The following is a 23,013-nucleotide window of genomic DNA, read 5'->3' on the forward strand; positions in this document are numbered from 1 at the left end:
CGCCCTGGTGCTGGCCGGGCGCGATCCGGACACCGGGCAGCTCGGGCTGCTCAACACCGGCACCTTGCGGGCCAGCGACGGCGGTATTCTCAGACTGTTCGCCGGGACCTACGACCAGACCGACGGCACCGACGCGGGCACGATCGAGGCGCTCGCCGGTTCACGCATCCAGATCGAGGGTTCTGCAGTCATGATCGACGGCGGCGCCTTGCGCACGGTGGGCAGCGGCACGCTTCTGGTTCAGGACGCAGGCGTCACACTCGACGGGGTCGCCTTTAGCAACGCGGGCACCACGACTGTCGACAGCGCCGGCTTCATGGTCAACGAAGGGGCCATCGTGAACAGTGGCGCGATGCGGTTCATCGGCACCAGCCCCGTGCTCAAGGGCGTCGACGTCCAGAACAGCGGCAGCATCACGGTCGAGGCGCAGGGGATCGGCTTTGCCAGGCTGCGGCTCGAGGGCGATGTGACCTTCGACGGCGGCGGCGTGCTGACGCTGGCCGGGCCAGCCCTTCAGCCGACTTGGCCGGGCGATCGCGCAGAGAGCCTGAAGGCACGAACCTCCATCGGCCCCGCCAGTGCCAATCCAACAACACTGATCAACCGGAACCATACGATCGAAGGCAGCGGCGACATCGGCTTCTTCTCGATGGGCATCGAGAACTTGGCGGGCGGCCTGATCGACGCCAACGTCGCCGACGCCGCCCTGGTGCTGGCCGGGCGCGATCCGGACACCGGGCAGCTCGGGCTGCTCAACACCGGCACCTTGCGGGCCAGCGACGGCGGTATTCTCAGACTGTTCGCCGGGACCTACGACCAGGACGACGGCACCGACCAAGGCACGACCGAGGCGCTCGCCGGCTCGCGCGTGCACGTCGAGGATTCGTTCGTCACGATCGACGGCGGCGCCCTGCGCACGGTGGGCAGCGGCGAGCTCCTGGTCCAGGACGCGGCCATGACGCTGAACGACGTCACCTTCTCCAATGAGGGCGTCACCACCGTCGACAGCGCCGGTTTCACTGTCAATCAAGGGCTGATCGACAACAGCGGCGCGATAACCGGCCAGACGGGCGCCACCATTCGTCTCAACGACACCAATGTTCGCGGCGGCGCGCTGAACATGAGCGCGGACGGCCAGCTATTTTCGACCGGCAACTCGTCCTTGGACGGGGTTTCGGTGGATGGCGACTTCGAGAATTCCGGCACCCTCACCATTGGCCGCGACGGCGCCGCCCTGACCGGCCGCTATCGGCAGACGGCGGGCAGCACGGTGCTCGACGGCGGCACGCTCGGCACGTCGTTCCTGGACATTCAAGGCGGCGGCCTGTCCGGCAACGGCACGATCGATGGACCGGCGCAGATCGCCGGGCTCGTGGATGCAGGCTTCTCCGCCGGCATCCTGAACTTCCTGGATGACGCGACCTTCTCCGGAACAATCAACCTCGAGATCGGCGGCATTCTCGTCGATACCGGCATCCCATCGCCGGATCGCATCAATGTCGGGTCTGATCCCGCCGGCACGGAATACGACCAGTACAATGTGTTCGGCACCGCGGTCCTGGACTCGGCCCTCGGTTTCTCCCTCTCCCTCATCGACGGCTTCGATCCGTTGGTCGGAGACTTCTTCGATGTGCTGACGGCCGATACCCTGCTGGCGGACCTCGGCGCGCTCGACTTCATGCTCCCGACCTTGCAGGACCGGGCCTTCATCGCCAGCATCGTCTCCTTCGACGGCCGCGATGCGCTGCGGGTGTCAGTCGTCGGCACGGCTGCACAGGTGCCGGAGCCCGGCGTGCTGCCGCTGTTCGGTACCGGTCTGCTCCTGTTGCTGGTTTGGCATCAGCGGTCCCGACGCTGCCCGGCGCATTCGGGAATATCTCGTTATGATTGGTGCGCCCGGCGGGATTCGAACCCACGACCCCAGGATTAGGAATCCTGAGGTCTGGCACGCCGAGGCTCGCCATATTTTTCCGCTTTCACATTGTTTCAGGCGGTTATCCTGCACCCTACAGCCACTGATCGTCATTGCTACTCATGATCGTGGTTGCTATATGGTTGCTATGAATCGTAACGACCATGGGGCACGAGTAGATGCCGGGGAAACGGAGCCGGAGCCAGATTACTGAGACCGCGGTCGCGGCGTTGAATCCTGGCGAGTTGCTGTGGGATGGAAAGATCACTGGTTTCGGCGTCCGCCGCCAAAAGGACGGCCGGATATTCGTCCTCAAGTACCGCGTGGGCGGACGGCAACGCTGGTACACGATCGGCAAGCACGGCTCGCCCTGGACGGTCCATAAGGCTCGAGAAAAGGCAAAGGCGTTGCTGGGTGATGTGGCCGAAGGGCGAGATCCGGCAGCCGCGCGTGATACCAGCAAGGGTGCGCCGACGGTGGCGGAACTATGCAAACGTTACTTCGCGGAGTATGCCGCCGAGCACAAAAAGGCCTCCAGTCAGGCGGCAGATGAACGAAATATTCGCAACCACATCTTGCCGATCCTCGGTAGGCTTCGCGTCGCCGATGTCACCCGCGCCGACATTGACCGCCTCAAGCTGGCTGTCGCGCAGGGCAAGACCGCAAAGGACGAGAAGGTCGGGCCCAGACGCCGCATTGTCGTCCGTGGCGGCACCGGAGCTGCCAACCGCTGCCTTGCACTGACAAGCAAAATGTTCAATCTGGCCGAACTTTGGGGCTGGCGGCCGGACGGTTCTAATCCCTGTCGCCATATACAGAAATATGCAGAACACAAGATTGAGCGATTCCTGAAACAGGCTGAGCTAGGGCGGTTGGCGTCAGTGTTGATCGAATGCGAGCGGCAGGGGGCGGAGCTGCTGAGCGTCATAGCTGCGATCCGGCTACTAATCTTCACGGGATGCCGCCGCGATGAGATATTGACGCTTCGTTGGGAGGACGTGGATTTAGAGGCTGCGTGCTTGCGGCTGCGCGACTCCAAATCCGGGGCCAAGGTGGTCTATCTGTCGGCCCCGGCGCTAAAGGTCCTCGCTGATTTGCCGCGTGTGGCCGGCAATCCCTACGTCGTCTTTGGTGAGCGGCTAGGCAGTCATCTCGTGAATCTCGAGAAGCCCTGGCGGCGCATCCGAGCAAAAGCCAAGCTGGATGACGTCCGCTTACACGACCTTCGGCATTCGTACGCGAGTTTCGGTACAGCCGGTGGGCTGTCGCTGCCGATGATCGGCAAACTATTGGGCCATGCACGGTCTGAAACGACGAACCGCTACAGCCATTTAGCTGACGACCCAGTTAAGGCCGCCAACGAGGCCATCGGCCGGCGCATTGCCGCCGCCATGGAGCAAAAATCACTCTGGCGTCGACCTCCAGAGCAGAGAGAGACACCGGTGGAGAGGCAAACGAGTTAGCCTGATTGCGTCGATGACTCATTAGATAGTCTTCGACGAATCGCAGGCAAAAAACGGGCAGGCAGTTGACTACTACGGCTTTGGCAGGTTTGCTCACGCTGTAGCGAACTGAGTTATAAATAAAACAAGAGCCCCATGCGCAGGACCGACTTTTGTCGTCCTGGTCGGAGAAATGTCGCCAGGAATATTGCCATTCTGCCACTGGCACTGATAGAACAAGGGACATGGACCTGGGGATTAACGAGCGCGCAGAGCCCAAACTCACCGCCTCGTCCGGCGCTGAAGCAGAAAGGCGCCAGAAGCTGAAGTATGGATCTGGTATCTCCTGAGCGGCGGTCGGCCAATATGGCCCGCATCCGCGGGCGTGACACCAAGCCCGAGGTTGCCGTGCGCCGGCTGGCGCACCGCCTCGGCTACCGCTTCAGGCTTCACCGCCGCGATCTGCCCGGTACGCCAGACCTGGTCTTCCCGGCACGAAGCAAGATAGTATTCGTACATGGTTGCTTCTGGCATCGGCATCCGGGGTGCCGATTCACCTATGAACCCAAGTCGAATGTTGAGTTCTGGCGCAAAAAATTCACGGCGAATAAGCAACGTGACGCGCGCGTGAAGGGGGAACTGAAGCAAATGGGGTGGGATGTCCTGACCATCTGGGAGTGTGAAGCGACCGACGACGAGGCCATGGCTACGGTTCTTAAGAGGTTCCTCGGCGATGCGGTCCGCTGAGCAACATCGGGCTCGGACTCTCAAGATCGAACAGCTCCGCGCTGGCGGCGCCCCGCGTGTCCTCGAACTGTGCTCAGGTTGCGGCGGCCTCGCGCTTGGCCTGAAGTCCGCTGGTTTCGAACTCGCCGCTCATATCGAGGCGGATCCGCTCGCAGCGGAGAGCTACGCGCTCAACTTCGCGGCCGACGAGCAGACTCGTGCCCGCTGGGCTGTGGCACGGGACATGGTCGAGTGTTCGGCGGACGATCTCGTGAATGATCTCGAGCTTGGAAGCGAAACTACGGCCGTGTTCGATATTCTGGCCGCCGGGCTCCCCTGCCAAGCCTTCGCCCGAATCGGCAGGTCGAAGCTGCGGGAACTGGCTGGCGGCGAGCATGATGCGTTCCGTAAGGATCCCCGTGCCGCGCTCTATCGCCGCTTCCTCGACTATGTTACCGACACACAGCCGCTTGCGATCATTATCGAGAATGTGCCCGATATTCTGAACTTCGGTGGCCACAACGTGCCAGAAGAGATCTGCGAGGTGCTTGAAGACGCCGGTTATCGTGCCGCCTATACCATTCTGAACGCCGCCTACTACGGCGTACCACAGATCCGCGAACGGCTGTTTCTTATTGCGATCGCCGATACGCTCAACGTTGAACCGACCTTCCCGGACCCGACGCATTTTGTCGAACTCCCGCGAGGCTACGAGAGCTCGCGCAGCGTTGCTCTGAAGTACGTCGCGCCCGACAGCCGACGCTTCCGCCCGATCCATCGGCCGGACCGTTCGCTGGGAAAGGCGGTGAGCGTCCGGGAAGCGCTCGGGGATCTGCCGAAGATCCAGGAGCACTGGTCCGATCCGAAAGCGATGAGGCGCCGGCACGTGACTGACCGTCTGCCCTATCGCAAGGGCACGAAGCTGTCCGACTATGCGCAGCTGATGCGGACATGGAGCGGTTTCGAGAGTCTAGTCGACGTCGATGGCCACGTTGTGCGGCTGACGCCGCGGGATTTCCCGATCTTCGCCAGGATGTCACACGGCGCCGACTACCCGCGGGCACGGGCTATCGCCGAGGCGATGTTTGCGCGGGAGTTGGACATGCGCGGAATCGCTCCAGGCCTCAAGGACTCGCCGGCTCGCGCAGCCCTCTGGAAGGCGATGGTTCCACCCTATGATCCGGCCAAGTTCCCCAATAAGTGGTGGAAGATGGATCCGTTCAGGCCCTCGCGCACGTTGACCGCGCATATCGGCAAGGACACCTATTCTCACATACACTATGACAGCCAGCAGCGCCGGACGGTGTCGGTCCGGGAGGCCGCGCGGCTGCAATCTTTCCCAGACGGGTTCCGCTTCGCCGGAGCAATGAACGCCGCATTCCGCCAGATCGGCAACGCCGTTCCTCCGCTCCTGGCGAAGGCGGTTGCCGAGCAGCTCAGAAAGGATCTTATGGGAGCAGCGGCTGCGCTACCCAGGGCGATCCGCAGGAGCAGGGCTGCATAGCGACACCATAGAATTCACGCAGGCCGGCAGCTCGACTGGAGAGCGCGATCGAACGAAGGCCGGTTCGGGCAAGCTGACGGCGAGAGTTGAGGGCATGGGGGCTGAACACGCGCGCACAGTGGAGATAATTCCTTCGGCGTCGGCGCTGTTGCAGTCGCTCCGCGGGCTCGGTTACGCGCCAGAAACCGCCCTGGCGGACCTTATCGACAACAGCATTGCCGCGGGTGCGGCCAGGATCGATGTGGATCTCGACTGGAATGGCGGCACACCTGTCGTCGCCATCCTCGACGACGGCCGTGGCCTGGATTTCGACGGGCTCTCTGCCGCAATGCGCTTCGGGGGAGATGGCCCAATGGCGGAGCGCACGTCCGACGACCTAGGCCGTTTCGGGCTGGGCCTGAAGACGGCGTCGCTGTCCCAGTGTCGGCGCATGACCGTTGCCAGCCGGAAGGATGGGCTGACCTCCTGTCTCGCCTGGGACGTTGACCAAGTGGCCGCGAAGGGCAAGTGGGAAGCACTGGTTCCTGAAGCCCTACCCGCGACCCGGCTGGCTGAAGCATTTGGCTCCAGAGCTCAGGGCACCCTCGTCGTCTGGGAACACATGGATGCGATCGGCGGCCTGTTCGGCCTCGACAGTGAGGATTTCTTCGCCCGACTCCAGAATATACGCGCTCACTTCGCGATGGTCTTTCACCGCTTCCTGGCCGGCGATGCCCGACGGATCGCCATCGCTATCAACGGCCGTGTTGTGCGGGGCTGGGATCCGTTCCAGCGGAATCATCCCGCGACGATCACGATGCCGACCGAACGGCTCCGGTCCACCGCCGGTGTCATGGATGTCTCGCCCTTCGTCCTACCGCACCGTGACCGCTTCGCGAACGAGGCAGAATACGAAGCGGCTGGCGGGTTCGGCGGCTGGAGCGAGCGCCAAGGCTTCTATGTCTACAGGGGCAAGCGGCTTGTGGCGGCTGGCGGCTGGCTGGGTTTGGGGGGTGCCCGCGCCTGGACGAGGGAGGAATCCAGCCGCCTCGCGAGATTGTCGGTGGACCTGCCCACCCACGTCGATGCCGAATGGCGGATCGATGTCCGCAAATCGCTGGCGCGGCCGCCCGCAGTGCTTCGCCCACGACTGACTGCCATAGCAGCAGCCTGCCGCGGGAAGGCCCGGGAGGTGTTTGCTTGGCGCGGCGGCAAGGTTCGCCGCCAAGCCGCCAAGCTGGGCCAACCGGTATGGACGGCCGAGCAGATCTCGGGCCGTGTACAGTACCGTATCAACCGCAATCATCCCGCCCTGCAACGTCTCTTCGCTGCTGCAGGAGACAATCAAAATCTCCTAACCGCTGCGCTCGTCCTGATCGAAAAGACTGTTCCGATCGAACGGATCTGGCTCGACGTTTCCGAGACCGGCGACACGCGGTCTACCGCGCTCAGCGACACCGAGATCTCCCTCCTCGCAGACCAGTTGGCGTCGGTGGTGACCGGCATGTCCGGAGACGATCCGGTCGAGGTCCGGCTTGACAGGATGCTCCAGCAGTTGCCTGTTAAAACTGGCGCCCTTCGCCGCTCCGTTCTCCGGATCATTGGAACACCGGATGAGTAACGACGCCGTCACGACACTCTCGAACATGACCCGACAGCTGCTGATGTCAGAGCAGGAGCGGCCGCTCGGACGGGACAAGATTGAGCAGGCTGTACGCACAGTGGCGCCGATCGTCTCTGCCACCACCGGCCGGTCCCTTTCCGACGACGACATCAACGACGTCGTCCGCGCGCTTGAGTCAATCTTCGTCGTCGAACAGGGCGAGTCGATCGCCATCAAGGACCGGCGCCTGCCGCCGGAGTGGTATGTTGGCGAGCGGAGACGGCCAGGCTCGTTCATGACCCGCTACCTGCAGAAGCTGGCCGAAGACGGCTGGGCGGCGCGTTCCGTCGAAGAGCTCCGCGACAGCACCGCCCGCGTTCTTGAGATGCTTGACGATCCTGAGCGCGAAGGCCCGTGGGACTGGCGCGGATTGGTCGTTGGCGATGTGCAGTCCGGCAAGACCGCTCACTACGCTGGCGTGGTCAACCGGGCCGCCGACGCCGGGTATCGGGTTATCGTGATCCTGGCTGGCATGCACAATCTCCTGCGCCTACAGACACAGCAGCGCCTGGAAGCCGATTTCCTTGGCTGGGACACCAATCCCGATTCCGCCTCAGCTGACGGCCGACGCAGAGCCGTCGGCGTAGGCCTGATACCTCCGCGGCTCATCGTCGACAGTCTCACCTTCGCTGCGGCCAATGGCGACTTCAATGTTAGCATAACGCGTCAGGCGAACTTCGCTCCGCTAAGCCAGCCTTGCCTGTTCGTGGTGAAGAAGAACGGAAGTATCCTGAAGAACCTCAACCGCTGGATCGCCCGTCTTCCCGACGAGTCCCGTGCGGCGCCGCTGCTCCTGATCGACGACGAGGCCGACCAAGCATCGGTCGACACACGCGATCAGCCGCTGCTTCCCGACGGCACCTTCGATGAAGACTATGACCCCACCCGCATCAACGGCGAGATCCGCAAGCTCCTGAAGGCGTTCAGCCGCTCCGCCTACGTGGCGTATACGGCCACGCCATTCGCCAACATCCTGATCCACGACGAACGCACCGCCGAGGACTACGGGGACGACCTCTTTCCCTCGACATTCATCCTGTCGCTGACGCCGCCGGACGACTATTTCGGACCAGTCGCGGTCTTTGGGACGAACAGCGAGGGCGATCAGGGTGGTCTGCCACTCATCCGGCATGTCGATCAGATCGGGGAAGTCTGGATTCCAGATCCGCACGACAAGACACTGAAGCCGGTCTTCGACGGGCGTGACAGCGTGCCGCCCAGCCTGGAAAGGGCGATCAGGGCCTTCCTCCTCGCCTGCGCCGGGCGCGCCGCGCGCGGGCAGGAGCGGGTGCACAACTCGATGCTGGTGCACGTCTCCCGTTTCGTGGACGTGCACGATATCGTGCACCGACAGGTGCTGCGCTGCCTGAACGACCTGCGCGCCCGGATCTCCGGGGCGGACGCAGCGACCATCGAGGATCTTCGCCAGCTGTGGGAAGAGGACTTCGTTCCGACGACGCATCAGGTTCTCGGAACGGTGTTTGGGCGGGAAATCGAGGCTACCGACTGGGACGCCGTGCTGTCCTGTCTCGCTGATACCGCTGACAAGATTCGCGTCGTCGTCACTAACGGCCGTTCTAAGGTTGGTCTCGACTATGACGCCTATCGCGAAACGGGTCTGTCCGTCATTGCCATTGGCGGCGACAAGCTCTCCCGCGGCCTGACCTTGGAAGGCCTCACCGTCAGCTACTTCCTCCGCATCTCAAAGCAGTACGACAGTCTTCTGCAGATGGGCCGCTGGTTCGGCTACCGCCGGGGCTTCGCCGATCTGTGCCGCCTCTACACCACCCCGGACATGGAGGACTGGTTCCGCCACGTGGCGACCGCGAACGAGGAGCTCCGCGCGCAGCTCGCTCACATGCAGCTGATGCTTGCGACGCCCAAGGAGTACGGACTGCGGGTGGCCGGCCACAGCATCATGGGTGTGACCGCCGCAAACAAGCAGCGGCATGCGGTGCAGCGCCAAGTCGGCTATGCCGGCGAGGGCAAGATCCAGACGGTGATGTTCCGGGACGCGGCCACGGTCGAACAGAACGCTGCGGCGACCGACGCCTTCATCGAGACTCTCGGCCGCGGACAGACAGGACTGCTTCGTCCCGGCACCGGCGTGGCGGCGGCGGGCGAGCTCTGGACCGGCGTGCCGGGCCGCTCGGTTGCCGACTATCTCAGGAGTCTGTCCTTCCCTCCGGAGAACTACGACATCGAAGGTCATCGCCTCGCCGGCTACATCGAGGACCAGATCCGGCTGGACGAGCTCACTGGCTGGACGGTCTACGTCGCGGCCGGCGACCGCGGCATACCCGTATTGCTCGCCGGCCGGTCATTCAAGAGCATTGTGCGCAATCCACGGGTGGATCGCTCGACTTCAACGCGATTCATCGTGAAGTCCATTCTCAACCCGCCCGACGAGGCTATCGATCTGTCTGACGCCGAGTTCGCCGAAGCACTGGCGCAGACGAACGCCGAGCGCCGGCTCGCCGGACTGGCCGAGTCGGATCGGCCATCGGGACCAAGCGTCCGCCAGATCCGCGGCCGCCGCCCTCAGAACGGGCTACTGATCATATACCCTCTGGACCCGAAGGTCGCCGACGTTGACACGGACAGGCCGGTAATCGGACTCGTCATCAGCTTTCCCGACAGCGCAACCGCCCTTCAGCGCCTCTATCTCGAAAACGTCGTCAGACAACGCGAGCAGGCATGGTGATCGGAGCGACCGATCGCCTGCGCGAGAGCTGGTCGAAACTCGCCCTGCATCCAGCACACGCCAAGCGGTTCCGGACGCTCCGGCTCACGCCCGAGCGGGCGCTCGACGCACACGCGGGGCTGCGCGCTGTCGACGATGCGCCCTGCCTCATCGTGGATATCGACGACCCGGCGCCTGTTGCGACTGCCGCCTTCGAGGTCGGCGGCATGCGGCTCTCGCACGCCCGGTCGGACGCCGGGCACATGCTTGTCCTCTCGCTGGAGGACCCCTCCCGGCTGGATCTCTTCATCACCGTCTGCGGCGACGTCCTCCAGGTCACAGATACTGCCGGCGACCGTCGCGAGGCGCTCCGGACCTTCCTGGGTCGGCTCGATGCTTGGCGGCTGTTTCTTAGGGAGCGGCGCGCCGGGCTCAGCCGAAGCGAGACGGTCGGCCTGATTGGCGAGCTGACGATCCTTCAGTCGCTGATCAGCCGGGGCGCCGGCAATCTAGACAGCTGGCGGGCCCCGTTTGAAGGGCTTCACGACTTTGAGCGGGCGGGCCATGCCATTGAGATCAAGACCACCCTGGGCTCAGCGACACGGCTGCGAATCTCCAGTCTGGATCAGCTCGACAACGCGGGGTTGCGACGGCTTAACCTAGTCCACGTCCGGCTTGCGGAGACACCGGACGGAAGAACCCTGGGCGGGCTGATCGAGGTGGTGACGGGAATGCTCCCTGCCGACGCGGACCGCCGACGATTTGACAATGCCCTGCTCCGTCGCGGTCTGATGCCCGATGACACCGCCGCGCGGGCGCTTCCCAGGGTCGACGTCCAGTCTGTTTCGATCTTTTCCGTAGGGCCCGCCTTTCCGCGCCTGCTGCGGTCCCAAGTCCCGTCGGGGGTCACTGACGCGGAGTACATGCTTGAGCTGCAGGCCCTGGCGCCGCATGGCTGTGACGTGAACGGTGTACTGGACGCCTTCACGAGGGAGGATGTTATTGACTGACGAGGCTGTCGACCGTTTCGCCGCCGAGCTGGCGGCCGAAATCGAGGAAGGGCTCTCCGATGAGGCACCGTTCTCGGCCAACATATTCACGCGCTTGGTGCTAGAGCGGCTGGAGGAGGCCGGTCATTTCGACGCGGCGTTCGATCTCCATCAGGAAGGTCGCCTCGGACAGGCCGCCTACCGGATCGACGGATATGCGTTCGACAAAGAACGGGCGCGTCTGGATCTCTTCACCACCATCTATCGCGGCGAACTGCCGGCGACCCGCATTCCAACTGCAGAGGTTTCACGGGCGATCGAACGTGCGCTCCGGTTCGCCGGCGCTTGCATGGACGGTCTCGCCGACCGACTTGAGCCATCGAATACTGACGCCAGCGATCTCGCCCGCAGTATCCAGCTCGAGGCGCCCCGCATCATGATTATCAGGATCGTCGTTCTGAGTGACGGTGTGCTGGCAACTGCGCCACTCACGGCGAGCGACTGGAACGGCCGAATCGTTGAACACGAAGCCTACGACATTGTCCGGCTGCAGCGCATTCTCGGTGAAGGAGAGACGCGATCCGACATCTCCGTTGATCTTGTCGCGCTGACCGGCGCGCCGGTCCCATGCCTTCATGTGCCGTCCGGCGACGGCGACTACGACGCCTACCTCTTGGTGCTTCCAGGGGAGGTGCTCTCACGTATCTACGATCGCTACGGGGTCCGGCTTCTCGAGCTGAATGTCCGCGCCTTCCTGGGGCTTCAGGGCCGCAAGAGCGTGAACGCCGAGCTGCGCCGCACGATCGTCGAACAACCCTCGATGTTCCTGGCCTTCAACAACGGAATTGTCGCGACGGTAGACGCCATCGACCTTGACGAAGAGGGCGGCGGGCCCCTGGCCATCCGTGCGCTACGCGGGCTGCAGATCGTCAACGGGGGGCAGACAACCGCTTCCCTCCACCGGGCACGCCGCAAAGAGAGCCTCAGTCTCGACCGGGTCGCCGTTCCCATCAAAATAATCCGCGTCGGCGGCGCGGACTTGGCGGAGATGGTCGGCTCGGTCTCGCGGGCGGCCAACCGTCAGAACACGGTTCAGCTCGCCGACTTCTCCGCCAATGATCCGTTTCATCATCAGGTCGAGACGCTCGCTAACAACACTTGGCTGGATGACGGCAGGGGGCGCTGGTTTTACGAACGCGCCCGCGGTGCTTATGTTGCTGCCGAACAGAAGGCCTCATATCGCAAGACCGAATACCAGACGTTCCGAAGCCTGACACCGAAGACCCGGCGTTTCAGCAAGCTCGATCTCGCGCGCTATTTGTCGGCCTGGGCAGGCCTTCCTCATCGGGTCTGCCTTGGCGGGCAGAAGAACTTCCATTTCTTTATGCAGCGCATGAAGGACGAACCACCGCCGCCGCCTGACGCTGAGTGGTTCCAGCGCCTTATTGCCATCGCGATCCTCTACAGAGCCGTCGAGCGCGTAATCCGGGCGATGAAGTTTCCCGCCTACCGAGCGCAGATCGTTTCCTACCTTGTGGCCGGGCTCAGCCATCGTACAGGTGGCCGCATCGACTTCGCACAGGTCTGGTCGAGCCAAGCGATCTCCCTGGAACTTGAAGCGCTGGTCCGGAGCTGGGCGCCGCAGATCGACGCAGCGATGCGGCAGTCCGCCGGCCAGCGGAATCCGAGCGAGTGGTATAAGAAGGAGGAGTGCTGGTCCGAGATCCGCGAACGCCTCCCCGCCTTCAGCGAACCGCTGCCGCCGGAGCTGTCCTATGGCGAGGCGCCGGCTATGAATGGCACCTCAGGCCGTCCGGCGGTTTCCGCGGAAGACTACGACCGGATCGCCCGATGCATGACGGTGGACGCAGCCTGCTGGCTCGAAGCCGCCGAGAAGGGCCAGCGCGCCAAGGTCCTCCATTGGAAGGTCGCCGGAATCTGCCGCACGATTGCGGGTTACGCTGCCGGCGGCTGGGTACGCAAGCCATCCGCGAAGCAGGCACGCTATGCGCTTGAGGCGCTGGCTGCTGTCGAGCAGGCCGGAATTCTATCGCCCCCGGAAGGCGATCACCAAAACATCGCCGCCGACTGAGGAGATCAAGACCATCTTCCTTGACCCGCGGACTCGCTGTTCTCTCGCATAGGCAAAGAAGTCTGCAAACTATCGTTGGTGCTGAGCAGACGCTCCAGAATCTCCAGGTCCGATGCGTTGGGCGGCAAGCGATAAACATCGAGGATCGCAGCATCGAGTTCTTGCCGCAACGGATGATCTCGGAGCCTATTCCGCCGCTTGTACTCGGCCGAGCGCCTGAAGTCAGGGTCTTCACTCAGGAGAGTGAGCCAATCCCGCGCGAGGCGGTAGAGCATCTTGTCGCTGTAACCGAGCATGAGTGCGGACGCCCCATCGGGCTGCCGCATTAGTTCGAAAGGAGGGACGACAGGAAAAGTTTCGAATGTCCCGCTGACGGAGAAGCGAGACATCCAGCTTGTCGAGCGAGAAAGGGTCACCCGTGCCCAGACCTCGAATACCTGCGATTGAAGGAGCGCCGGTACGGCAGCGTCGCCATCGACGATGAAAAAGTTTTGAGCAGGAACTTCACTTGGCACCAGCCGGATAAGCACCACGGGCACACGACCATCGGCGATTACAAATCGGATGCTTCCGTCCGGTGGAACGCTCCAAGCGGTCTGCAAGTCGGACCACCGTTTCGGAGAACGCAGCTGCTCAGAGTGCTCTCGTTCTAGCTGCCTCAGAAGGGCTGCAGCCGCATCACTCCCTCTAGCCGCGGCGTCTGCAATATCGTTCCGGGGCACCACATACTTTGCTGGCCCTTCGTTTTCTGCAATCGCGGCGCGATATTGCCGGATGCGCTCCACAAACGCATCGCGTCCCTTCTGCCGTAGATCGTCGACCTGCTGTTCCGAGAGCCGGATCACGTCTCGCGGATCTATTCCGCGCGTGGCCAAGCGCCGATTATGGGGTATGCGGCAAACGTTCGACAGCTGGATCTCCCGGGGCAGCACCACGCTGTCCCCACGCCGCTCAGCGGTAAGGAGTTCCCGAATAGTCTCGTGATCCGTATACCGCACGACGGCCCAGCCCACATCTGCAGCGGCCTTGATAATGCGGATGTTGGGCGTCTCCCCGATCAGAGCGAGGTTCCTGATTCGGTCATCTCTCTGCAGGCCCACGCCGCAAACATGTTCGGGAAACTCAAGAACTTGGCTCAGCGCCTGGGGCACGGGCCCGGTCTGTACGAAATTCGCCCTGTAGCCCTTGGCCGATTCCCTGATGCCATCAAGAATTGATCGCGCGAACCTCTTAAAATCAGGTTTTGCTTCGAGAACCGCTACTACTCCCTCGCGGGCGAATCCAGCATGCTGCGTCAGCCATCTCGCGCCGAAGCGGGCCGAGAACGGGGTAAACCCACGGGACCAACCCGAGTGGTCGCTCCATATCGCTTCAGATACCATGCCCATCACAGCGGAGTTCCACTCAAACCTGTGCCCACCGGCCTGGCGCGGCACCTCCAGTGAGAGCGTCAGCAGCGGAACCCTCAGATCCGAAGCACTACTTCTGAAATACTCTGAAAGCGGTCCCGGGCTAGCCGACAGGACGGCCGCACCGATGATAATATCAGCGATGCGCCGATCCAGAGCCCGCCGCGGATTGCCTGACCAGAAGAACGAGCGCGCCGTTGAGGTATCAAGCAAAGCTTGGAATCCCGTGTCTCCGTACCGGATCCAAGAGTTTCTCGCCGACATGACCCGGGCCGGCCGGTCACGCGGTAGCGCTGGCGCCAACAGCCGGATCACGCCTTTTTCGGACGTCAGTTGGTCGAGCTTGTGCACTGCCGCCTTCCGTATGCTGCCATCGACCAGATATTCGTCGTCGACGATTGCGATCAGGACGCCATAACGGTTTAGCTGAGGCAGGTCGGCGCCGCCGTGGACGATATGAATTGTGGCTTCACCCAGGCTAGCCGTCCGCGGGTACCGACGCGCTGGGAAATGCTTTACAGCATACCGCCCTGGCGCTTGTCCCGTAGACCAAGCTGGAACCCACTCGGGTGGACCGAGATGTCGCGCGATTTCCTCGGCACGCTTCCCTAGCACGACAATCAGGATGTCTGGGCGGTTGAATCCGCCGACGGTGTCTACACGGTCGTCTGGACCTTCGGTGGAAGGCGCGGTGACCAGTGGAGCCGTCGGGAGATCCGTATCGGCAAACATTTCGACCGTTAGCGAAAATGGGTCAGCGACGGTCTGCAGCTCCCTCAATATTTGGTCGGCGCGGCCTGTCGAAACCAGTTCGTTTATCAGTGGTTCAGGCGTTTCGATGCTCAGCGTTCCATCACTTCGATCATCGATCTCGACCGCCTGCGCCATCTTGAACGGCACCGCCAAGTCTCCGGCCTGGATAAGGCGGCGCAGATGAAGGATCACAAACTTGCGAATGAAGGTATCGCTCCGCCAGAGCCTTGCTTTCTCGTCTCCGAACCGGCCCTGGATATAGCTGAAGGCATTCCGGGCAAGGGATTGCCAGTCCCCCGCGCCGGCGAATAAGGCGAGGTCCAAAAGGGAGATCGGTGCGTGCGCGGCGATCTCGCCCCGCACGTCTGCCAATATCTCCCACAGTTCGCCGGGTTCACCGACGTGATGCTCGCCGTTCCAAAGAAAAACGTCACACCAGGAGTCGCCGATCTGAATGCGACGTGTACGGCTGGGTGACACCGGTAGTATCTCCTCGCCGGACGAGAATGGCTCAAAGCCGATGATCGTCCCGAGATGGTCCCCGGAGACAGAACAGATCGCGACGTGCCAAGTATTCGGGCACGGTCCGCTGGCGAAGCAGGGTAACGCAAACCCATGTTCGCTGAGGGCGACATAGCCAGCTAGATCGAGTGCAGGGATACTTTCGTCTGGTCCCATTACAGCGCACCCGATTTCTCAAAGTATTCCTGCGCGACCCGAGAGATCTCGTCTCGGTAATCATCAGGCGTCATATTCGGCTGCCAGTCGTAAATTGCCCACTCGACGTTAGCTGCAGTCAACTTGTCAATGAACTCTGTGTTCCGGGCCGTACCCTCCTCGATGTACTGCTTGGGAAGAATGGCAAACCTAACATTGCCTAGCGGCACGTGATCCCGGTAGGCCACCTCGACGGCAGATGCACGTTGATCAGGTTGGTTGTGGCTCGATGCGGCCAGCCCCGCAATGTTCACGAAGCTGTGGATCACATCCTTCCATTGGGGGAAATGCTGGCTCAACCCGGGCTTGAGATCACCCTTGAGATAGGCGTCGACCGAGCCGAATGCCCAGGCGATGTGTCGGCCGGCAGCCATAAGCGTCGGCTCTAATTCGTAGTCTTCAAGAAAGACGTATTCATCCGCACGGTCATCAAACACACCCGTAACGGCTCCGCCGGTATCAAACGGATAAACGTGAAAGGGAACGCCAAGGTCGTCGGGCGATACGACGAACACGAACGGAAATCGGTTAATCTGGTCGGACTTGACCTCGCCGTCCTTCATACGATAGGCCGGTCTGAAAACGAAGAAGTAGACTAGGTTCTTGGAAAAGACTTTGCACGGTCGCGACTCGAGTTTTCCGCTGTAAACAATTTCACGCGCCGCGCCTACCGCCGTGACATGCACGAGGAGGAGCGTGCTCGGAACCGTTTCAGGCACCGGCACTTCCCTGAGCTGCCGTTTGTTTGATGTTCCGTTACGCTTCTTCAATCCCGCCGCCCTTGGCTGCACTCCATTCCTCGCCGACACAAAGTCGCCATTTCCAGCGATCACAGAGATTTCCTCCGCAACACCAAATAACTGGATTCCGGCCGACGATTCTCATCCAAAACACCTTCGGCTTTGCTCTGAGTACGTATTTCCAAGCAAACACAGATAGCTCATTGTAGTTCACACGGAATACTCATACCCGCCAATCAAAAGCCAGTGTGCTGGCCAGAAGCGAAACACATTATAGTCTGCGCAAGCAAGTAGTCCTGGCCGAAAATGGCTAGAGATATTCACGATTCTGCTTCTTAGGCGCTCAGACTGCTCGGGAGAAGTCCGCTTTGGGTCAATGCGCGGGATGGCAGCAGCCGTATTGTATAGTCGACTGGCAACTGGAGGCGGCGCCCCGACGCATGCGGGCGGGTGCTGGTCCGGCACACTCCGCGCGATCGCGGTGGGCCTCGTCGCGACACCGGCCGACCTAGTATCTTCGAATAGCTGCCATCATCTCCTCGTCCCGGAAAATAAGCGGTGAGGGTGAGGCTGATGGGACCCGTCCACCGGCCGTCTATTGGGACCCGTTTTGGATTTGGGGGTACCCCCGGAGGCATCTCTGCCGTAACCGTCGACTGGTCTCTGGAGGCTGTGACCATCTCAGCGTCGGAGTCGTCGATCGATCAGGTGGGGCGCCGAGTGTCAGAATAGCCGACCTGCTGGAAGCCGCGACCGCGGTCCGTCAACCGGCAGATCTCGTGTGTTCCTTTATGCCCCGATGGAGCCCATACACTGGCGTCTGCCATCAAACCGACCATCACACAGCCGTCAATCGGGGATCGGAGGCTTTCCCCTGCCGCCCCGCCAGCTCGCCGCCCATTAGAACCTCAACAGCGTATTGTGGTCTCAGCGCCGCCCGCAATATGGTGTTCCAAAATCTCATCCGGATTGAGGCGGCCGAGGTCGTGGAAATCTGCGGCGACCGCAGTGTCGTCTGTTTGTTCGTAAAACAGTTGTTTCTCGAACAGCTCTGCCGTAGCCTGCTCAAATACTGCTGGGGAGCCAAACAGGATGGTTCGGAGCAAAGGCAAGCGCGTGGCGCTCTATTTGCGGGTGTCGACCGACGGCCAAACGACGGAAAACCAGCGACTGGAGCTGGCTGGCATTGCCGAGCGCAGCGGCTGGCAGGTGGTCGAGGTCTACGAGGATCATGCCGTCAGCGGAGCCAAGGGGCGGGATAAACGGCCCGCGTTCGATCGCCTGTGCAAGGACGCCACGCGCCGGCGCTTCGACCTAGTGGCGGCCTGGTCGGTCGATCGCCTGGGCCGCTCGCTGCAGGACCTGCTCGGCTTTCTCAACGAGCTCCATGCGCTTGGGGTCGATCTGTATCTCCACCAGCAGGCCATCGACACCACCACGCCCTCGGGCAAGGCGATGTTTCAGATGATGGGCGTCTTCGCCGAGTTCGAGCGGGCGATGATCCGCGAGCGGGTCAACGCCGGACTTGCCCGCGCCAGGGCCAAGGGCAAGCGCCTTGGGCGCCCGCCGGTTGAGGAGAATGTTCACCAGGCCGTCAAAGAGGCCCGCGCCGAGGGGCGGAGCGTGCGCAGCATCGCGGCGGAGCTCAAGCTGGGGGTCGGAACCGTTCACCGCATCCTGACGAGCCCTGACGCGTCGGGTCAGGCTATCGCGCGGCGATAGCCCGACAAGGGCCGCTGCCAGATTGGCATCTCTATGTAGCGCCCGGTGTCCGGGATGGCGCAGAGCCTCGCTATGCCGCACCAGCACCATCAACGCAGCCCCAAGGGGTTTCACCCAAAATGTCGTTAATAGGGCCGAGCGGCGCCTGCTCGGGCACAGCTTCTAATCTCCGTACGCCCAGCAAAGGCTCGTCAATGGGGCGTCGCGACTCCCGATGTCCGCCCACGGCCTCATACCGGCCGGCCGCTAGGAGCTCAGGAAAGCGCCGTGTTTGACCCTAAGCCGTCATTCATGAGGTTATGTGGCGTCTCCAAAGCTGACGTTTGGCGATCCGCAGCAAAGAACCAAGGGGAACGGATTCGGGCAGCTATAAGCTACCCAGGGTGCTATCAGCGGCCAGCTTCCGACCAGATTATTGGCGCAGACTTTCGAGCATATGCCACAACGCGACCATGCCGGGATCCGCGAGGCCGATTGAGCGCTCCCCAAACATGCGTGCCCGGCCTGTGCGGTTTGGCCGGTTTCGAAACTCCTCGATCGCCGCCGAAACGGCCTTGCATGCCGCGAGATGTTGCGCCTTTGGATCGTCGAGAGTCGCGAGGGAGAGCCGGGCTGCCTCAAGCGCATCGAGCACGGTCTTGTCGCCGAGCTGCGCGCCGCCGCGCGCGGCCAGGGTTCGAATGATGCTTTCAAGCAGCGCCGGCAGCTCGCGCCAAGGTAGCTCTGACCGGTTCGCGCTCTCTTTCGCGGCACACTGGAAGGCAACGGCGAGCAAGGTGCCGAAGCTGGAGCCCGAAGCCTTGCTGCAAGCCAGGGCACAGGCTCTGAACGCGCCGCTCAGGTCGTCGGGCAGGTCCGGGAGGATACCCTCCACATTGGCGGCACATTTCGCCAGCGTCGCGCCAAGATCGCCATCGCCGAGGGCGCCGTCGAGCTCGTTCAGCTCGGGCGCAACCGCCTTCAGTCTCGCGGCCCACCGCTCCAGGGCCGGCTTGAGCACGGCGGCGGTGAGCGCCACCCCTCAGACCCTCCAGAACGGGCAGTCCGCCGGCGCCTTCAGGAGAGCCTCGAGCTCGCCATCGAGGCGAAACAGCGTCAGCGACGCGCCGGCCATTTCCATCGACGTCGCGTAGCGTCCGACCAGCGGTGCGACGATCGCGATCCCCTTGGCCGTCAGCTCGCGCGCCACGTACCGATACAGGATGTACAGCTCCTCCAGCGGCGTGGCGCCGAGCGAGTTGACGAGCACCGAAACGCGCTCGCCCTTGGCGATGTCCGTATCGGACAACAGACGATCGAGCATCTCGCCGGCGATGGCGTCCGCCGGTTTCAGCTTGCCGCGCCATATTCCGGGCTCGCCGTGGATGCCCATGCCCATCTCCATCTCGTCGTCGGCAATGCTGAAGGTCGGCCGGCCGGCCTCGGGGACGGTGCAGGGCGTCAGAGCGACGCCGATGGACGCGCAGGCGTCGGCTGCCTTGCGGGCGGCTTCGGTGACCTCGGCGAGCGATGCGTTCTTTTGATCGGCCTTGGCGCCCGCGACCTTGTAGGCGTAGATCAGCCCCGCCACGCCGCGGCGCTTCCCACGCTCGTCCCTGGGAGCGCTGGAGACATCGTCCGCGACCAGGACCGTTGTCGTCGCCAAGCCTTCGGGCTCGAGCATCTCGCCGGCCATGTCGAAGTTCATCCGGTCGCCGCCGTAATTGCCGTAGAGCCGCAGGACGCCCGCCCCGGCATCGGCGGCGCGCATGGCGCCCATGCAATCGTCGACGCTCGGCCCGGCGAACACATTGCCGATGGCGCAGGCGTCGAGCAGGCCCCGGCCGACATAGCCAGTGAAGACCGGCAGGTGGCCCGACCCGCCTCCGGTTACAATGCCGACCTTCCCGGCAACGGGGCCATCGGCTCGGGCGATGACGCGGCCAGACTCGCCGAGACGGCGATAGCTTGCCGGATGGGCCGCGCACAACCCATCCAGCATCTCGTCGACATAGGCGTTCGGGTCGTTCAGAATCTTCTTCATCTCTACCCCTCGCTTACGGATGCATTGCGGTCCGCCCCAATCGGAAAGCCAAACCTGCCCTCAGACGGATCACCGGTAGCGGGCCAGCACCTCCTCGGTGTGCTCGCCGAGCGCGGGCGGTGGACGATCGGTGCCGAGCCGACCCGTCAGGAACTTGAAGGGGGCATTCATCACCTCGATGGGTCCGTCCAGCCCCTTCGTCCCGTCCAGGCGCAGGAAGAGATCGCGATGGGCGACCTGGGGATGCCGCAGGACTTCCGGCACGGTGCCGATGACCGAGGCCGCAAGGCCGGCCTTCTTCAGCCGGCGCTCCCAGCTTCGGGCGTCGTCCTGCGACAGGGCGTCCTCGATCGCGGCTCGCAGCGCGGCGCGGTTCGCCTTGCGCGCCGGCCAGTCCTTGAATCTCTCCTCCTCGAGCAAGCCCTCGATGCCCAGCGCCGCGCAGAGGCGCCGGAACTGCGGCTCGGTGTTGACCGTGATCATCAGGTGGCGGTCGCGAACCAGGAAGACATCGGAGGCCGGGATCTCCGTCCAGGCCATGTTGCCGAGCCGCCGCGGCTCCCGCTCGCCGATGTTCCACCAGGCGACCGCGTTGCGCATGGCGAACAGGATCGAATCGAGCATCGCCACGTCGATGAACTGCCCGCGTCCCGTCGCATTGCGCTGGTAGAGCGCCGAGACGATGGCGAAGGCCGCCGAGACGCCGCTGAAGAGGTCGCCGACCGGGATGCCGACGCGTGTCGGCGGTCCGTCCGGGAACCCGGTGATCGACATCAGGCCCGAGGCCGCCTGGATCGCGCCGTCATAGCCGGCGGACTGCGCCTCGGGCCCGGTCTGGCCGTAGCCCGAGATAGCGCAGTAGATCAGGTCCGGCCGTTCCGCCTTGAGGTGGTCGTAGGAGAGCCCGAGGCGCTCCATGACGCCCGGCCGGAAGTTCTCGACCACGACGTCGCAATCGCGGACGAGCCGGCGGACGATCTGCTGGTTCTCGGGTTCCTTGAGGTCGAGCGCGACAGACCGCTTGCCTGCGTTCAGGCTGAGAAAGGTCGATCCCAGGCCGCGGGACGCAAGTTCTTCGTTGCCGCAGAAGCCGCGCGCCTCGTCGCCGCCCTCAGGGTGCTCGATCTTGACGACCTCGGCCCCCATGAGTGCCAGCAGCAGCGTCCCGAACGGGCCAGAAACTACGCGCGTGAAATCGAGCACGCGGATTCCGGCAAGCGGCTGAGACTCGGTCGAGGCGAGATCTGCGGACTTGGCTGTCGTCATTAATGGGCCTTTCGCTACCTGCGGCGGAACACTGGAGCCCGCTTCTCGACGAAGGCCTGCTGGGCCTCGCGCGAATCCTCGGTGTGGGACAACTGAACCGTCGTGTTGGCCTCGAGCAGCGCCGCCTCGCGGAAGGGCAGGACCTCGGCAATGTTAAACATCTCCTTGGCTGCCTCGACGGCGAGCGGCGGCTTCTCGGCGATCTGCTTCGCCCAGTCGAGCGCGATCGCCATGACCTCGTCCCGCGGCGCCACCGCCTGCACAACGTCCAGGCGGTGGAGTTCGGAGGCCGGGATCTTGCTGCTGGTGAGGAACGCCCAGCGGGCGCGCCAGGGCGTGAAGGCCCGCGCGAGCAGCGCCGGTCCGCCGACCATGCCGCGGTCGATCTCGGGCATCCAGAGATAGGCGTCCTCGGCCGCCACGATCATGTCGCAGGCCGTGATGAAGGCGCCGCCCGCGCCGACGGCCGGACCGTTCAGCACGCCGATGACCGGCTTGCGGCACTCCCGGACGGCCTGGACGCTGGCCAGTGACATCCGGTTGACGGCCCGGTACTGGCCCTGTTCGGCCCGGACCTTGGCGCGCTCCTTGATGTCTGCGCCGCCGCTGAAATACTTGCCCTTGGCAGTGAAAATCACGACCGAGACGGCGTCGTCCTCGCTGAGGCGATCGAAGATCTCGATGATCTCGTGCCGGGTCGCCTCGCTGAAGGCGTTCACGGGCGGCCGCTCGAACGTGACCGTCGCGATCGCCCTCTCCGAGGACACGGTGAAGTATTCGTAGCTCATGTCGGGACCCCGTCTTTAAGTCTCGTAGCCACTTAACCAAGCCCACGCCCGAAAGGAACCTCATTCTGCGTTTCTGGAAATAGGTTCTCGGATCGCGGGAAACCGTGGCCGATCCATCGGGCTTGCGGTAGATGCGAACGGACTCAAACCAAGGGAGGACCCGTGCTTACCGACCCCGATTTGGAACAGGCCTTCGCCAAGGCGCTCGAGGATCACGAGTTCGCGTTCGAGCGCTTCTTCCTGGCACGGCTCTTCGGCTTTGAATTCGCCTATGACGACGAGACCTGCACCGTGTCGCTCGCGGTGCGCCCGTGGATGCACAACCCGAGAAAGTCGCTGCATGGCGGCGTCATCGCTCTGGGACTCGATATCTCGATGGGACATCTGTTGAACCGCACCGTCGGCCCGGCGGCCACCGTCGAGACGAAGGTTCAGTATCTCCGTCCCGTCACCGGGGGCACTGTCACCTTCCAGGGCGAGTTCATCAAGCGGGGGCGCGCGCTCCACCACCTCCAGTCGCGCCTGTTCACAGAGGACAGCAAGCTCGCCGCCTTTGCGACCGCGACCTGGGCCCCGATCGAGCCGAAGCCGGACCGAGCCTAAGC

Annotated in this window: 16 protein-coding genes; 10 read left to right on the forward strand and 6 right to left on the reverse strand. The window is 63.3% G+C overall.

Annotation, left to right across the window (positions count from 1 at the left end; genetic code table 11):
• The 8 genes from DT069_RS23120 to DT069_RS23155 form a co-directional block, all read left to right on the forward strand.
• Positions 1-1,930 (forward strand): hypothetical protein (locus tag DT069_RS23120; RefSeq protein WP_162913402.1); only part of this gene is annotated, 1,930 nt, incomplete at its 5' end.
• Between the two features lie 161 nt (positions 1,931-2,091).
• Positions 2,092-3,375 carry a tyrosine-type recombinase/integrase gene (locus tag DT069_RS23125; protein WP_119462714.1) on the forward strand — a complete coding sequence of 428 codons (1,284 nt, stop codon included), beginning with the start codon at positions 2,092-2,094 and terminating at the stop codon, positions 3,373-3,375.
• 309 nt (positions 3,376-3,684) lie between these two features.
• Positions 3,685-4,101, forward strand: coding sequence for a very short patch repair endonuclease (locus DT069_RS23130; RefSeq protein WP_119462715.1), 417 nt, complete (start codon positions 3,685-3,687; stop codon positions 4,099-4,101).
• On the forward strand, positions 4,088-5,584 hold the full coding sequence (locus DT069_RS23135; protein ID WP_119462716.1) for a DNA cytosine methyltransferase: 1,497 nt from the start codon (positions 4,088-4,090) through the stop codon (positions 5,582-5,584). Before DT069_RS23130 ends, DT069_RS23135 begins: the two co-directional genes overlap by 14 nt.
• The gene (locus DT069_RS23140; protein WP_425450497.1) at positions 5,505-7,184 is read left to right on the forward strand and encodes an ATP-binding protein; all 1,680 of its coding nucleotides are present in this window, start codon (positions 5,505-5,507) and stop codon (positions 7,182-7,184) included. The genes DT069_RS23135 and DT069_RS23140 overlap by 80 nt, the downstream gene beginning before the upstream one ends.
• Complete coding sequence (locus DT069_RS23145) at positions 7,177-9,930, forward strand: Z1 domain-containing protein (protein WP_119462718.1); 2,754 nt, start codon at positions 7,177-7,179, stop codon at positions 9,928-9,930. The genes DT069_RS23140 and DT069_RS23145 overlap by 8 nt, the downstream gene beginning before the upstream one ends.
• Positions 9,924-10,919 (forward strand): PD-(D/E)XK motif protein, encoded by a 996-nt coding sequence (locus DT069_RS23150; RefSeq protein WP_119462719.1) that lies wholly within the window; start codon positions 9,924-9,926, stop codon positions 10,917-10,919. Before DT069_RS23145 ends, DT069_RS23150 begins: the two co-directional genes overlap by 7 nt.
• Positions 10,912-12,990: an AIPR family protein gene (locus DT069_RS23155; protein WP_119462720.1), complete on the forward strand. Its 2,079-nt coding sequence runs from the start codon at positions 10,912-10,914 to the stop codon at positions 12,988-12,990. The genes DT069_RS23150 and DT069_RS23155 overlap by 8 nt, the downstream gene beginning before the upstream one ends.
• A gap of 5 nt (positions 12,991-12,995) precedes the next feature.
• Here DT069_RS23155 and DT069_RS23160 read toward each other — a convergent pair whose 3' ends face one another.
• Both DT069_RS23160 and DT069_RS23165 read right to left on the reverse strand, forming a co-directional pair.
• Positions 12,996-15,632: a hypothetical protein gene (locus tag DT069_RS23160; RefSeq protein WP_162913403.1), complete on the reverse strand. Its 2,637-nt coding sequence runs from the start codon at positions 15,630-15,632 to the stop codon at positions 12,996-12,998.
• Between the two features lie 197 nt (positions 15,633-15,829).
• On the reverse strand, positions 15,830-16,639 hold the full coding sequence (locus DT069_RS23165; protein ID WP_162913404.1) for a hypothetical protein: 810 nt from the start codon (positions 16,637-16,639) through the stop codon (positions 15,830-15,832).
• 1,062 nt (positions 16,640-17,701) lie between these two features.
• On the opposite strand from DT069_RS23165, the gene DT069_RS23170 reads away from it, so the two are divergent.
• Entirely contained in the window at positions 17,702-18,331 is a 630-nt protein-coding gene (locus tag DT069_RS23170) for a recombinase family protein (protein ID WP_119462723.1), read from the forward strand.
• Between the two features lie 412 nt (positions 18,332-18,743).
• On the opposite strand, the gene DT069_RS23175 is transcribed toward DT069_RS23170, so the two are convergent.
• From DT069_RS23175 to DT069_RS23190, 4 genes are all read right to left on the reverse strand, one after another.
• Entirely contained in the window at positions 18,744-19,349 is a 606-nt protein-coding gene (locus DT069_RS23175) for a DAK2 domain-containing protein (RefSeq protein ID WP_119462724.1), read from the reverse strand.
• A gap of 3 nt (positions 19,350-19,352) precedes the next feature.
• Entirely contained in the window at positions 19,353-20,354 is a 1,002-nt protein-coding gene (locus DT069_RS23180; protein ID WP_119462725.1) for a dihydroxyacetone kinase subunit DhaK, read from the reverse strand.
• A 69-nt stretch (positions 20,355-20,423) separates the two neighbouring features.
• A complete protein-coding gene (locus DT069_RS23185; protein ID WP_119462726.1) occupies positions 20,424-21,620 on the reverse strand; it encodes a CaiB/BaiF CoA transferase family protein in 1,197 nt (398 codons plus the stop codon).
• A 14-nt stretch (positions 21,621-21,634) separates the two neighbouring features.
• A complete protein-coding gene (locus DT069_RS23190; protein WP_119462727.1) occupies positions 21,635-22,408 on the reverse strand; it encodes an enoyl-CoA hydratase-related protein in 774 nt (257 codons plus the stop codon).
• Positions 22,409-22,570: 162 nt separating this feature from the next.
• Between DT069_RS23190 and DT069_RS23195 the strand changes: the two genes are divergently transcribed.
• Positions 22,571-23,011, forward strand: a complete 441-nt coding sequence (locus tag DT069_RS23195; RefSeq protein ID WP_119462728.1) for a PaaI family thioesterase — start codon at positions 22,571-22,573, stop codon at positions 23,009-23,011.
• The last annotated feature ends 2 nt before the right edge of the window (positions 23,012-23,013 follow it).

Source organism: Virgifigura deserti (assembly GCA_003576685.1).
Classification (GTDB): domain Bacteria; phylum Pseudomonadota; class Alphaproteobacteria; order Dongiales; family Dongiaceae; genus Virgifigura; species Virgifigura deserti.